The organism is Pseudomonas sp. TH41 (assembly GCF_016650695.1).
GTDB lineage: Bacteria > Pseudomonadota > Gammaproteobacteria > Pseudomonadales > Pseudomonadaceae > Aquipseudomonas.
This window is the reverse complement of sequence record NZ_JAEKFH010000003.1, coordinates 816,056-829,539: the sequence shown is the minus strand read 5'-3', so window position 1 is coordinate 829,539 and position 13,484 is coordinate 816,056. Positions and strand designations below refer to the sequence as shown.

Sequence of the window (13,484 nt, the reverse complement as noted above, 5' to 3'; positions counted from 1 at the left end):
GGGTCCTAGTGGGTCGGCCCGAGAAACGCCAGCCATCGGCGTTCGGCGAGACGGAACAGGCCGACCAGCGCAAAGGTCACGGTCAGATAGATCAACGCGGCGATGCCGAACGACTGAAAGGTCAGGAACGTTGCCGAGTTGGCGTCTCGCGCCACTTTCAGGATGTCCGGGATCGTTGCGGTGAACGCCACAGTGGTCGAGTGCAGCATCAGAATCACTTCGTTGCTGTAATAAGGCAGCGAGCGACGCAGGGCAGACGGCATGATCACGTAGGCATAAAGCTTCCAGCCTGTCAGACCATAGGCTTTCGCAGCTTCGACTTCACCATGGTTCATGCTGCGAATCGCCCCGGAGAAGATCTCCGTGGTGTACGCGCACGTGTTCAGGGCGAAGGCCAGGATGGTGCAGTTCATCGCATCGCGGAAAAACGAATCCAGCACAGGCTGGGCGCGTACGGCGGCCAGGCTGTAAATGCCGGTGTAGCAAATCAGCAGCTGGATATACAGCGGCGTACCCCGGAACAGGTAGGTGTAGAACTGCACCGGCCAGCGAATGTAGTAGTGCGGCGAGACTCGGGCGATGGACAGTGGGATCGACACCAGAAAACCGATGAAGATCGAGGCGCTGAGTAGCCACATGGTCATGGCCAGGCCGGTGATGTGGTAGCCGTCGGTATAAAGGAAGGGTTTCCAGTATTCCTGCAAGAGTTCGATCATCGTACGGCCTCCCGGGAACCGGCGGCGTAGCGGCGTTCGAGCCAACGCAGGACGACGTTGGAAGCGCTGGTGATCAGCAGGTAAATCATCGCGGCCAGCACCAGGAAGTAAAACAGTTGATAGGAACTCTTACCGGCGTCCTGGGCCGCCTTGACCAGATCGGCGAGGCCGATGATCGACACCAGCGCGGTCGCCTTGAGCATCACCATCCAGTTGTTGCCGATACCCGGCAAGGCAAAACGCATCATCTGCGGGAACACCACGATACGAAAACGCTGACCGCGTTTGAGGCCATAAGCGGTGGCGGCTTCAACCTGACCACGAGGTACCGCGAGGATCGCGCCACGGAAGGTTTCGGTGAAATACGCGCCATAAATGAAGCCCAGGGTGATGACCCCGGCGCTGAACGGGTTGATCTCGATGTATTCCCATTCCATGAAGTCGGTAAACGACGTCAGCCAGGTTTGCAGGCTGTAGAAAATCAACAGCATCAGCACCAGGTCCGGTACGCCGCGAATCAGTGTGGTGTACATCTGGGCCGGAACCCGCACCAGTTTGACTTTTGACAGCTTGGCACTGGCGCCCAGCAGACCGAGCAACACGGCCACCAACAGCGACAACACCGATAATTTGATGGTCATCCAGGTGCCTTGCATCAGCAACGGACCGAAGCCCTTGAGGCTGAAGGCTGAAAGCCCCAGGTTTTGTAATAGGTTTTCGAACATAAATCTGCAACCTGATCGGAAGAAAAAAGCGCCCATCGCGAGATGGGCGCCGGGCATTATTTGCCGCTGTACAGATTCAGATCGCCAAAGTGTTTCTTCTGAATGGTGGCGTAGGTGCCATCGTCGTGTAACGCTTTGATACCTTTATCAAGAAGTGCCTTGAGGTCTTTGTTACCTTTCGAGATACCGACAGCCGTTTTGGCTGGCAGCAGTGGATCATCCACTGGCTTGCTGACTTCGTATTCGGCGCCTTGTGGCGACTTCAAAAAGCCCAGTTCGGCTTGCAGCATGTCCTGAATCGACGCGTCCAGACGACCGGACGTCAGGTCAGCATAGACCTGGTCCTGGTTGGCGTAGGCCTGAGTGGTCACGCCAGCCTTGTCCAGCACGGCTTTGGCGTAGGCTTCCTGGATGGTGCCTTGCTCGTAGCCGACCTTTTTACCCTTCAGCGAAGCGGTATCTGCGGTAATGCCGGAGCCCTTCTTGGACACAAAAGACGTCGGGCCGGAGAACAGCTCACTGGAGAAGTCGATGACTTTTTCGCGGGCCTGGGTAACGGTCATCGAAGAGATCACACCGTCGAATTTGTTGGCCTTCAGGCCCGGAATCATGCCGTCGAAATCGCTTTCGACCCATTTGCACTTGACCTTCAGCTCGGCGCAGATCGCGTTCCCCAGATCGATGTCGAAGCCCACCAGGCTACCGTCGGCCGCTTTCGACTCGAACGGAGCGTAGGAAGGGTCAACACCAAAACGCAGTTCTTTGTATTCCTTTGCCATGGCGGAGCCGGCAGCCATGCACAACGCCAGTGCGGAAAGGGTCAGCAATGCTTTTTTCATTATTCAAATCCCTAAGAACCAATATGAGCGCTTGTGGCGCAGAATTATTGTTACTGGAAAGCGTAAGACCTAATGAAAGTAGCAATTTCCGAACCAGAGTCCCGAACAAGCGTTTTAAAAGGTGATACGAGAAGTGGCAGAGCCGGAATTGTGCACGAAAATGGGCACTAAAAAATAGCTGCACCAACTTGGTTCGTGGTGTCGCAAACCAAGATGGGAGCGAGCCTGTTCGCGAAGCGGGCGTGTCGGTCGATATCAATGCTTCTGACAGACCGCTTTCGCGAGCAGGCTCGCTCCCACAAAGGGAATCGAGTCCACCCGTCCCGGACGGTGACGGTGTAATCGCTGCGCACCAGAATGGGTCGAGATGTGCAGGGGAAACCACATTCCAATGTGGGAGCGAGCCTGCTCGCGAAGGCAGTGTGTCAGTCAATATCATCGCTAACTGACACACCTCCTTCGCGAGCAGGCTCGCTCTCACAGTTGGCCGGTGGCGAACCTACTTCCCAGGTGTCAGGGTCAACCGTTTGTTCCCGTAAACCTTGTCAAAGTTCTGCGGCTGCATGGGCAAGCTCAGGTACTGGCCCTTGAGCCATGGATCGATGCTGTCGAGGTAGTTCGGACTGGCCGGGTTGCCGGATTGCCCAGTGCCGTTCTGCCCCATCAACGGTTCGGCCTGGCCGAAATCGACAATAAAGCGCATGCCCGGTGCCAGCGTGGTGTTGAAGTCCTGGCCCCAGGCGAATGCCGCGGTGTTCAGGGTAGTGTGATCGCCGCCCGCCGCCAATGGACCGCGCACGGTCTGGCCGCTGGCATTCTTCCATTCGTAGCGGTGCAGTTTGCCCCACTGCCAGGCTTTGTGATCGCCGCCTAACTGGCTGTCGCCCGCGGTGATTGCCGCCGCGAGGCTGCGAGCAAGGATCGTCGGTTTATCTTCTTTCTGTGGCGTGCGGGTGTCATCCCAGAACGGACTGTCCTCGCGCCCCAGCAGGTGATCGGCCTGCGCTGCGTAGGACAAATTGCCGTTGGCGACAAACGCTTTCCACGCCTGGCTGCTTTCCGGACCCAGTTCGTCGAGGAAGATCTGCTTGGTGCTTTCCTGCAAGAACAGCTCATAGATCGCTGCGTCGGAGGAGGTCGCGCTGAGCTTGCCATCGAACGCCATCAAGCGTGCCAATGCCTCATGAGCCTTGCCACGATCAGCGACGGGCAAGGCTTCGATGGCCTGTTTGAGCGGTTGGGACATGCCCGGTGCTTCAAACATTTTCTTTAGTTTGGCGGCGAAGGTCGTGGTCTGGTCGTATTGCATGTTGATCAGGCTGCGCGTGTCGTGTTTGCCCGCGCCAGCCAGTTCGGCCAAGCGTTCGCCACGTTCCGGCGTCGACCATGAATTGGAAAGTTGCATGCCATAGCCATGGGGAATGACCCGTTGGTTGGCGGTACCGAGCCAGCCTTGTGCCGGGTCCTGGTCGTAGGGGTGGAGCATCGGGTCGGCGTAACCGTCCCAATCGTAACGACCTTCCCAGCCCGGCGATGGCAGCAGGCCTTCACCTTCGCGACGGTTCGGGTAACGACCGGTGACCTGCCACCCGATGTTGCTGGCGTCGGCAAACACCAGATTCAGCGCGATGGCGCGGATTTCACGGCTGGCGTCCGATGCTTTCTCGACGTTCTGCGCCCGGGACAGGTCGAAAAACGCGTCAAGGGTCTTGTCGTCGGTGAAGCTCGGCGTCTGCAGGGCCAGGCCAAAGCCATTACCCAGCTCGGTGCCTTGGGCGCTATTGAGCATTGGCCCGTGGCGGGTTTCGTACACCGCTTCGCGAATCGGCCGCTGGCCTTTGACGAAGTAGGTTTCGTTGCGAACGACGACCGGCTGCCATTTGCCGCCGACCTCGTAGGACAGTCCGTTGCCCTGACGTTTGATTTTTTCCAGGAACACGTCCTGGTTGTCGCCCATGACCGCGGTCATGCTCCACGCCACTTTGCCGTTGAATCCACCGAGCACCATCGGCAGCCCGGCGATGGTCACGCCAGAGGCCTGGTACTTCGGTGCACGAATCTGCACATAACTGAACAACGACGGCACGCCCAGGGGACCATGGCTATCGCTGGCCAACAGGCTTTTGCCGCTGCGACTGCGTTGCGGGGCGATGGCCCAATTATTCGATGACGTGGCGCCCAGCAGGTTCAGATCAGACAGTTGACGGGTGGCTTTGCTGAGCTCGGCCAGCCCCGGAATTTGCCCATTGAGCTTGAGGCCCTGAAGTTTTTCGCTTTCAGCCAGTGGCAGTTTTTCGTCAGGCGCGGACGGCGTCAGCCACGCCAGTTTGTCGGTGGTGACGGTCTGGGCCAGCACCAGCGACGAGATTTCCTCCGGCAGGTTGGCCGATTGGCTGAAGTTCAGCAGGCAGAAAATCAGCGCCGAATCTTCTGGCTGCCAATATTCAGGCTTGTAGCCAGTGGCCGCGAGGTCCGCTGGCAACTTGTCGCGGTAGCGGAACAGGTAGGCGTTGACCCCGCGCGCATAGACTTCGAAGAAACGTTTGAGGCGCGGTGACGACGCCTTGTACAGCTCGCTGGCGCTTTTCTTCAGGTTGACTGCACGCATGTAGCGGTCGGCATCGAGCAAGTCCGAACCGGACATCTCCGCCAAACGGCCCTGGGCCAACAGGCGCAAGGTGACCATTTGCGTGATGCGGTCGCTGGCGTGGACGTAGCCGAGGGCGAACAAGGCGTCATGGAAGCTGTTGCTTTCGATCAGCGGCATGCCCATGGCATTACGGCGCACCGAAACGTTCTGCGCCAGCCCCTTGAGCGGCTGCACGCCGGTGGTCGGCGGGAGGGTGTCCTGGGTGTTCCAGGTCTGACAACCGGTCAGGCTCAAAACACCGGCCACTGCTGCGGCAACGCCGAACCGGGGAAGAAAATGTGTAAGGGCTGGCGAGGCCATGGCAAAGCTCCTGCGGGGGTAGCGTCAGTAAAGGCGCTACGTTAGTGAGCAGGACGGGGGCGCGCAAGCGGCGGCGGGGTTATTTCTTTTGCGTTTGATGGCTTGCCGGTAAGAGGAGGTGATGCTGAAGTACAGGAAATTCAATGACCCTGCATGGGAAAAGTCGGCATGGAGCTTAAGACAAACGCAGCGCTGATCATCATCGACCAACAGAAAGGCATCCTGCACCCCAAACTCGGTCGGCGAAATAATCCCCAGGCCGAGGAGCGTATCCTCGAATTGCTTGGGCATTGGCGCCTGACCCGGCGGCCAGTGATTCATGTGCAGCACCTGTCCCGCTCACCTGATTCAGTGTTCTGGCCGCAGCAATCGGGGGTTGAGTTTCAGGAGCGATTCCAGCCATTGGCCGGCGAGCAGTTGATCCAGAAACAGGTGCCGGATGCGTTTTGTGCGACTGGGCTGGAGGCGAGGTTGCGAGAGGCGGGGATCGATCAGTTGGTCATCGTCGGTGTGGCGACCCACAACTCGGTGGAGTCCACGGCGCGAACCGCCGGTAATCTGGGGTTTGAGGCGTGGGTGGCGGAGGATGCGTGCTTTACGTTCGACAAGGCCGACTATTTCGGCAACCCGCATTCAGCCGAGGAAGTGCATGCGATGTCGTTGGGGAATTTGCAGGGGGAATATGCGACTGTGGCGAGTACTGCGCAGTTCCTGACCTGATGGTGACTATCAGTCCGTCTTCGCGAGCAAGCCCGCTCCCACATTGGTTTTGTGATCGACATAAACCCTGTGGGAGCGGGCTTGCTCGCGAAGGCAATTCAACAGGCGAAGAAGAAATTCTTCCTAAGCCTCAAGCGCCGTGGCACTTCTTGAATTTCTTGCCGTTGCCGCATGGGCAAGGGTCGTTACGGCCAACGTCTTTCAGGGCGTTGCGCACCGGTTCCTGGTGAGCGTGGCCGCAGTTCGGGCCGTGGACATGGCCGTGGTCGTGATCATGGTGGTCGTGATGGTCATGATCGTGGGCGCAGTCAGGGCCATGGACATGGGGTTGCTGAGTCATCGGTGTTGCTCCGGAATTAAATCGGCGGGGATTATCACGCCATTACGCGCCAGGTGCACGTAGTGCGCGATGAATAAACCGGTTTCCAGTTCACCTTCCAAACGATAGGGAATGGGCTGATCGGGTTTTTTCAGCAGTTTCACCACGTCCCGGATCTTCGGCCACAAGTTGGTGCGGATCGGCACTTTGAAATAGGCGCTGCGCTTGGGGCCCACTGTAAACCAATGCTCGTGCTCGCCTTCGGTCAGTAGCAGGTCGCCCAAGTGAATACGATACTCCAGGCTTCGCACGGTCAGATCGCTGTCGTTGGGATTGTCGATACGAAAGTGCAGCAGGAATTTTTGCTCCAGCAGTTTGGCCCGCACCACTTCGACCTTGACCAGGTGCACTTGGGGTTCCGGCTCATCGTCGCCGAACCAGGACGCACAACCGCTGAGACCCAGAAGCAGGAGCAGGGTGAGGAGGTGTAAGGCGTGCCGTTGACTGGTCATGGTGATGTTTCTCCCTTGAGACCCAGTCTAGCCCTAAAAGATCGCAGCCTTCGGCAGCTCCTACAGGGTGTACGCCATTCCTATCTAGGAGCTGCCGAAGGCTGCGATCTTTTGGCGTCATCTCACGCGCCAAAATACCCCGCGCAACACTTCTTGAACTTCTGCCCGCTGGCGCAAGGGCATGCATCGTTACGCCCGGCCTTGAGTGGCACGGTGGGGTCAATGAAGTACCAATGGCCGGCGTTCTGCACAAACGAGGAGCGCTCGCGATGGCTGTGTTCACCACTGCCGTCATGCCAGCGCGCAGTAAAGGTGACGAACGCATGTTCCGGCTGTCCGCCAAAGACCTCGGAGCTTTCCACTTCAAGACCCAGCCAGGTGCTTTGCGCGCTCCAGTCGCTGATGGACTGACGATCGAGGCCGGCCTGTTGTGCGGGCAGGGTGGTCGCCACCAAATAGTCGATCAGGCCCAACACGTAAGCGCTGTAGCGCGAACGCATCAAGGCTTCGGCGCAGGGGGCCGGATGGCCCTCATGGTAATGACCGCAGCAGGCGTCGAGCAGGGTGCCGCTGCCGCAAGGGCAAATGGATGTACTCATTGCGTTACCACCAATATTTCCCGAAGTTTTCCGGATTGGCCCAAAACCGAGCGTTGAGCCAGTCGGGCACTTGTTTGTAGTCAAGTAGATCGTAGGTGAACAGCGTCAGCACTTGATCATCGCGCTGGAAGCGCTCACTGGCTTGCAGGGCCAGCGAGAAAAAATCGGTTTCCTGCCAGCCGCTGGCCGGCAAGTCCGCCAGCACCGCGATGCGACTGGCATTGAGGTTGCGGATCCCTCCGAGCAAATTCAGTCCGTCGCGTTTGGGCAAGTGTTCGAGGCAATCAACAACCAGCGCCAGGTCAAACCGGCGTGCGGCCAACTCGGCAGGCAACGGGCCCGGCGTCGCGTGCGCAACGCAGCTGTCCGGGTGCGCGAGCTTGAACGCTTCCAGTGCCGGGAACTCGCTGGCGCCGATCAGCAACAGACGCGCGGGGGCGTAACGATCCAGCAAAGCGGCCAGCGCTTGCTGCGGGGTACGCGAAGAAATACCTGCAATCATCGAAGATCCTCAATCAGAGGTGCCAAGACTAGCCTGCTCAAAGGTTCGGGCCTAGAGCGTCTTGACTCAAAAAAGCACCGAACGCCGTTGAACACAGGAAAAAACAGCAGTGGCCTATCGCTGGCGGAGATTAAAGGTCGGGTCTTTACTACCAGAATCGGTTCTAAGCCGATCCCTCAGGAGAAAACTAGATGAGCATAGTTCGGACAGCATTACCCTTGGTTCTGCTAACCAGTGTGTTGACTGGTTGCGCAGGTTTGCAGAAAACCGACTGGCCGACCTGTGCGGCGGTCGGTGGTGTCGTGGGTGCAGGGCTCGGCGCGACCGAAAGCTCATCATGGGCGGGGTATGGCGCGCTGCTTGTTGGCGGCACGGCTGCGGCCTATTGCTGGGTTCACGGTGATGGCGACGAAGACGGCGATGGCGTACCGGACAGTCGCGACAAGTGCCCGCATACACCTAGAGGTGTGAGAGTCGATGCCGACGGTTGCCCTCCACCTGTGCCAGTCCCAGTGGTCGAAGAGGCGGCGGTGGTCAAGGAAGAAGTCATTGTTATCCGCGATGTTCACTTCCAGTTCGACAAGGCTACGCTCACCGCTTCGGATAAACAGGTCCTCGACAAGATCGCTACTCGCCTGAAACAGGAAGCCCCAACGGCTCGACTGACAGTGACCGGCCATACTGACAGCGTCGGCAGTGATGCCTACAACCAGAAACTGTCGGATAAACGCGCTCACTCGGTGGTCGAGTACCTGATTTCCCAAGGCGTACCCCGCAGCGAATTCGTGTCTGTTACCGGTGCCGGTGAAAGCCAGCCGGTTGCCGATAACAAAACCGCTGACGGCCGCGCGTTGAACCGTCGTACTGAAATCAAAATCGACCGCTAGCGCCCTCGCATCCGCGGCTTGTGCAGTCGCGGATGCGGGTCTTTACTCCTGTGTAACCGGCAGCGGCCGGTAATACAGGAGCTTTGACCATGAGTGTTCTCACACGGACCGTCATGCCGGTTCTGCTGCTTGGCAGCCTGTTGACCGGTTGCGCTACTCACAGCGATGGCACTGCCCCCCTCAATCAACGTACCTGGCCGATCTGCAGCGTCATCGGCGGGCTGGTTGGCGGAGGTTTGGGTGCGATCGAAAGTGGCGGTTGGGCGGCCGGCGGAGCAGCGCTCGGGATCTTGACAGGCGGCTTGATCTGTTACGCCCAGGATGGCGATGAAGATGGCGATGGTGTTTTCGACCGACGTGATCGCTGCCCCGATACGCCCGCCAATACGCCTGTCGAACATCATGGTTGCCCGTTGCCGCAGGCCATGGCCCCGGCCCCGGCCAGCGTGCCCGCCGAACCTGTGCAGACGGACGTATCACCCTGAGTGTGCTCAGCCGGGGCCTGTAACCGAACAAACTCACCCGTGAAGGCAAGGGCGAAGTCAGCCAGTGGCCGATAACGCAACCGAAGAAGGGCTCGCGAAAAATCGTCGCGTAGAGTTGCACATCAATCGCTGAGCCGCGTGATAGAGCCGTCGGATCACAAGTGCTGGTGCTCCGACGGCCATTCGGCAGTCCGCATGAAGAATTTTCCGTCGCCCTCTGGCTTATCCCGCATGGAAGCCGTTACTGTGCTTGCAAATAATAATTCTCTGCGGGGGAGCGTATGAAGGTGTTTTGGTGGCTGGGGAAGCTGTTGACCCTGCTGTTCTGGCTGGTGGTGCTGGCCAATCTGCTCATCCCGTTTGTCCATCCGCTGCATTTTTTGCTCAATGTGGCCGGCGGCCTGTTAGCGGGCCTTCATCTTCTTGAGGTGCTGTTCTGCAATCGCACCCTCAAAGGTCGCGCTCACCCTTGGTTAGATCGCCTGACAATTGTCTTTTTCGGCGTTTTCCACCTGCAAACCATCCCCGCTCCGACTGTACCTAAGGCTTCCCATGCATAAACTCTGTCTGCTCGCCGCGCTTATCAGCCCGTTCGCCTGCGCCCAAGTGGTGAGTGTCGAAACCAATTCCCTGATGCGTTTGCCCAGCACCGCCAGCACCTTGCAGCTGGAACGTCTGGAAGTCGCCGACTACGGCACGTTGCTGATCCCGTCTAACGTGACCGAAGTCACCGTTGGCCAATTGCACCTGGGTCGTGAAGCGCGGATCGCCATTGTGCCGAGTGAGCAGCCGCTGGCGCTGAAAGTCAGTCATGCCGAATTGTCGGAAGGCAGCCAAATCACCGCTCGCGGTGCGCCGGGGACTTATCTGCGGGCCGCCCGATCCGGGCGCAATCTGAATCTGCAAATTAAAACCCTGAAGGCGCCGCAATTGTTGGTAGACGCTCGTGGTGGCGCGGGCGCACCGGGTTTTGTCGGTCTCGATGGGGCCAATGGTCAGGCGCCGGGTTGCACTTGGGGCCAGGCCGGTCGCGGTGCCGACGGCAGTGATGGCAGTGATGGCCAACCGGGTGCAGCCGGGGCGCTGGTTCGGTTGGAAGTGCCGCGAGATTTCCCGGCCGAACAGATCAAGGTTCAGGTCACTGGCGGTGCAGGTGGCGTGGCCGGCCCTGGTGGTAAGCCGGGGGCGGGCGGTAAAGCCAAGGGATGTTTCGTCTACAAGGCCGATGGCGGCAAGAATGGCAAGCCAGGCGCTGACGGCCAGCCAGGGCCTGCGGGCGCGGCAGGTTCGGTGACGGTTCAGCGGTTGTAAGCTGTTTCTGAAATGTGTGTCGTCTGATCGATGGTCTTCGCGAGCAAGCTCGCTCCCACAGGTTTTGAGTCGTTCAACACATTTGTGAACAACTCAAAACCTGTGGGAGCGGGCTTGCTCCGGGCGGCGTTCCGACGATGCTTTTAAAACATCGGCCGGGCCGCAGCAATCGCCACCAGCACCAACCCCACCATCAGATTGATGCCCACCAACTTTCGAATCCGCCCCAGCACAGCAGCCCCCGTTGGCCAATCCTGCGCGGCCACCGCCGTACGCAATTCCGGCAACATCAGCGCCTGGATCCGGATAAACAGCGCGGTCATCACCACGTACAACCCCATCATTACCTGAACATAACGCGGCGCGGTTTCAAAACCGGCGTATTGCAGATGAATCATGCCCACACCGCTGATGGGTAAAAGCACCACCGCCACCCAGACCCAGCGGAAAAAACCTTGAAACACTTCTACCCACAGCTTCAACCGGGCTGGACCTTCCAGGGCTTTCATCGCGGCGGGGCGCAGGACCATCCAGGCGAAAAACATACCGCCCACCCATACCAGGGCGGACAGGACATGCAGGGTATAAACGATGCCAAAAGGTGTCATTGAGGTACTCCGTTCTGCGCGGGACTAATTAGCGGGGTATGATAGCCGCCGAACCGAACCACTGAAAATTTATCCAGCGTTTTTTGCGCCCGACAATCCATGATCAGCACCGAACTCAAAACCACGATCCAGGGCGCCTACTCGCGTTTTCTCGAAGCCAAGAGCCTCAAGCCGCGCTACGGTCAACGTCTGATGATCGCCGAAATTGCCAAAGTCCTCGGTGACATCGACACCGACGACGAAGGCCGGCGCAGTGGCGACCCCGCGATTGTCGCGGTGGAAGCCGGCACCGGTACCGGAAAAACCGTGGCCTATAGCCTGGCGGCAATCCCGACCGCCAAGGCTGCCGGCAAACGCCTGGTGATCGCCACGGCCACCGTGGCCCTGCAAGAGCAGATCGTCTACAAGGACTTGCCTGACCTGATGCGCAACAGCGGGCTGAATTTCAGCTTTGCCCTGGCCAAGGGGCGCGGGCGCTACATGTGCCTGTCCAAGCTCGACATGTTGCTTCAGGAAGGCCACGCACAAACCGCCACCGCGCAGCTGTTCGAAGAAGAAGGCTTCAAGATCGAAGTCGATGAGGCCAGCCAGAAGCTATTCACCAGCATGATCGAGAAGCTTGCCGGCAATAAATGGGACGGCGACCGCGACAGCTGGTCCACCGCGCTGGAAGACGCCGATTGGGCGCGCCTGACCACCGATCATAGCCAATGCACCAACCGTCATTGCCCGAACTTCGGCCAGTGCGCCTTCTACAAGGCTCGCGAGGGCATGGGCAAGGTCGACGTGATCGTCACCAACCACGACATGGTGCTGGCCGACCTGGCGTTGGGCGGTGGTGCCGTATTGCCGGACCCGCGCGACACCATTTACGTCTTCGACGAAGGCCATCACCTGCCGGACAAGGCCATCGGCCACTTCGCCCACTACACGCGCCTGCGCTCTACCGCCGACTGGCTGGAAACCACCGCCAAGAACCTCACCAAATTGCTTGCCCAGCACCCGCTGCCGGGCGATCTGGGCAAGTTGATCGAGCAGGTGCCAGAACTGGCCCGTGAGATCAAAACCCAGCAGCAGTTCATGTTCACCGCGTGCGAGCAGGTGGCCGATTTCAAACCCGGCGAAGACGTCGAAGGTCGTGAGCGGCCGCGTCATCGCTTCGTCGGCGGGGTCGTTCCCGAGCACATGCGCGAAATGGGTGTCGAGTTGAAGAAGGGCTTTGCCCGCCTGACCGACCTGTTCACCCGCCTCACCGAATTGCTCAAGGAAGGCATGGATGGCGAGGTCAACATCGGCATCGCCAGCAACCAGGCCGAAGAGTGGTATCCGCTGTTCGGCAGCCTGTTGTCTCGTTCTTCGGGCAACTGGGAGTTGTGGGGCGCGTTCACCGCCGAAGATCCGGAAGACAACCCTCCCATGGCCCGCTGGCTGACCCTGGCCGAAAGCGGTTCGTTGTTCGATATCGAGGTCAACGCCAGCCCGATCCTCGCGGCGGAAATGCTCCGGCGCAATCTGTGGAACGTGGCTTATGGTGCGCTGGTGACGTCGGCGACCCTGACGGCGCTGGGCACTTTCGACCGCTTCCGCATGCGCGCCGGGCTGCCGAAAAAAGCCGTAACGGCGGTGGTCCCAAGCCCGTTCCATCACGCCGATGCTGGTGTGCTGCGGGTGCCGGACCTGAAAGCCGACCCGCGGGATGCGCCGGCCCATACCGCCGCAATCATTCGCGATCTGCCTGCTCTGGTGGAAGGCTCTCGCGGTACGCTGGTGCTGTTCTCCTCGCGCAAACAGATGCAGGACGTGTTCGACGGCCTCGACCGCGACTGGCGCAAGCAAGTGTTCATTCAAGGCAACCTGTCGAAACAGGAAACCCTGAACAAGCACAAGGCGCGCGTCGATGGCGGCGATTCCAGCGTGCTGTTCGGCCTGGCCAGTTTCGCCGAGGGTGTAGACTTGCCCGGTGCGTATTGTGAGCACGTGGTGATCGCCAAGATTCCGTTCTCGGTGCCCGATGACCCGGTCGAAGCCGCCCTGGCTGAATGGATCGAAGCCCGGGGCGGTAATCCGTTCATGGAAATCTCCGTGCCGGATGCGTCTCTGAAACTGGTCCAGGCCTGCGGTCGCTTGCTGCGCACCGAAGAGGACCGAGGCACCATCACCTTGCTCGACCGGCGCCTGGTGACCCAGCGCTACGGCAAAGCGATCCTCAATGCGTTGCCGCCATTCCGTCGCGAAATTTCCTGATACACCGGTGGGCAAATGTGCCCGCCGCGTTGTCTATCTCTCTACCATCGCTTTTCCACTGGCCATT

The 13,484-nt window shown here is 59.4% G+C and carries 14 protein-coding genes and 1 pseudogene; 6 read left to right on the top strand and 9 right to left on the bottom strand.

All coding sequences use genetic code 11. The features are described from left to right. Nucleotides 1-5 precede the first annotated feature (5 nt). The 4 genes from JFU37_RS06515 to JFU37_RS06500 form a co-directional block, all read right to left on the bottom strand. Nucleotides 6-716 carry an ABC transporter permease gene (locus JFU37_RS06515; protein WP_201114226.1) on the bottom strand — a complete coding sequence of 237 codons (711 nt, stop codon included), beginning with the start codon at nt 714-716 and terminating at the stop codon, nt 6-8. After that, nucleotides 713-1,441 (bottom strand): ABC transporter permease, encoded by a 729-nt coding sequence (locus JFU37_RS06510; RefSeq protein WP_201114224.1) that lies wholly within the window; start codon nt 1,439-1,441, stop codon nt 713-715. Before JFU37_RS06510 ends, JFU37_RS06515 begins: the two co-directional genes overlap by 4 nt. Before the next feature lie 56 nt (nt 1,442-1,497). Next, nucleotides 1,498-2,280: a transporter substrate-binding domain-containing protein gene (locus tag JFU37_RS06505; RefSeq protein WP_201114222.1), complete on the bottom strand. Its 783-nt coding sequence runs from the start codon at nt 2,278-2,280 to the stop codon at nt 1,498-1,500. Between the two features lie 499 nt (nt 2,281-2,779). Next, complete coding sequence (locus tag JFU37_RS06500; RefSeq protein ID WP_201114220.1) at nt 2,780-5,230, bottom strand: penicillin acylase family protein; 2,451 nt, start codon at nt 5,228-5,230, stop codon at nt 2,780-2,782. 168 nt (nt 5,231-5,398) lie between these two features. Between JFU37_RS06500 and JFU37_RS06495 the strand changes: the two genes are divergently transcribed. Beyond that, the gene (locus JFU37_RS06495) at nt 5,399-5,950 is read left to right on the top strand and encodes a cysteine hydrolase family protein (RefSeq protein ID WP_201114218.1); all 552 of its coding nucleotides are present in this window, start codon (nt 5,399-5,401) and stop codon (nt 5,948-5,950) included. A gap of 130 nt (nt 5,951-6,080) precedes the next feature. Here the strand turns inward: JFU37_RS06495 and JFU37_RS06490 are convergent, their stop codons facing one another. The 4 genes from JFU37_RS06490 to JFU37_RS06475 all read right to left on the bottom strand — a co-directional run bounded on the left by JFU37_RS06490 (nt 6,081) and on the right by JFU37_RS06475 (nt 7,882). Beyond that, nucleotides 6,081-6,290, bottom strand: a complete 210-nt coding sequence (locus tag JFU37_RS06490; protein ID WP_201114216.1) for an SEC-C metal-binding domain-containing protein — start codon at nt 6,288-6,290, stop codon at nt 6,081-6,083. Then, a complete protein-coding gene (locus tag JFU37_RS06485) occupies nt 6,287-6,781 on the bottom strand; it encodes an LEA type 2 family protein (protein WP_201114214.1) in 495 nt (164 codons plus the stop codon). The genes JFU37_RS06490 and JFU37_RS06485 overlap by 4 nt, the downstream gene beginning before the upstream one ends. A gap of 122 nt (nt 6,782-6,903) precedes the next feature. Beyond that, the gene (locus tag JFU37_RS06480; RefSeq protein WP_201114211.1) at nt 6,904-7,380 is read right to left on the bottom strand and encodes a YchJ family protein; all 477 of its coding nucleotides are present in this window, start codon (nt 7,378-7,380) and stop codon (nt 6,904-6,906) included. Nucleotides 7,381-7,384: 4 nt separating this feature from the next. Beyond that, on the bottom strand, nt 7,385-7,882 hold the full coding sequence (locus JFU37_RS06475; protein WP_201114210.1) for a DUF6231 family protein: 498 nt from the start codon (nt 7,880-7,882) through the stop codon (nt 7,385-7,387). 191 nt (nt 7,883-8,073) lie between these two features. Between JFU37_RS06475 and JFU37_RS06470 the strand changes: the two genes are divergently transcribed. The 4 genes and pseudogenes from JFU37_RS06470 to JFU37_RS06455 all read left to right on the top strand — a co-directional run bounded on the left by JFU37_RS06470 (nt 8,074) and on the right by JFU37_RS06455 (nt 10,565). Beyond that, a complete protein-coding gene (locus JFU37_RS06470) occupies nt 8,074-8,769 on the top strand; it encodes an OmpA family protein (protein WP_201114208.1) in 696 nt (231 codons plus the stop codon). 89 nt (nt 8,770-8,858) lie between these two features. Next, nucleotides 8,859-9,387: pseudogene (locus tag JFU37_RS06465) on the top strand (OmpA family protein). A gap of 148 nt (nt 9,388-9,535) precedes the next feature. Further along, the gene (locus tag JFU37_RS06460; protein WP_201114206.1) at nt 9,536-9,814 is read left to right on the top strand and encodes a DUF1145 domain-containing protein; all 279 of its coding nucleotides are present in this window, start codon (nt 9,536-9,538) and stop codon (nt 9,812-9,814) included. After that, on the top strand, nt 9,807-10,565 hold the full coding sequence (locus JFU37_RS06455) for a collagen-like protein (protein ID WP_201114204.1): 759 nt from the start codon (nt 9,807-9,809) through the stop codon (nt 10,563-10,565). The genes JFU37_RS06460 and JFU37_RS06455 overlap by 8 nt, the downstream gene beginning before the upstream one ends. A 143-nt stretch (nt 10,566-10,708) precedes the next feature. Here JFU37_RS06455 and JFU37_RS06450 read toward each other — a convergent pair whose 3' ends face one another. Beyond that, nucleotides 10,709-11,173 (bottom strand): CopD family protein, encoded by a 465-nt coding sequence (locus JFU37_RS06450; RefSeq protein WP_201114202.1) that lies wholly within the window; start codon nt 11,171-11,173, stop codon nt 10,709-10,711. A 99-nt stretch (nt 11,174-11,272) separates the two neighbouring features. On the opposite strand from JFU37_RS06450, the gene dinG reads away from it, so the two are divergent. Then, nucleotides 11,273-13,417, top strand: a complete 2,145-nt coding sequence (dinG, locus tag JFU37_RS06445; protein ID WP_201114200.1) for an ATP-dependent DNA helicase DinG — start codon at nt 11,273-11,275, stop codon at nt 13,415-13,417. Nucleotides 13,418-13,484: the final 67 nt, after the last annotated feature.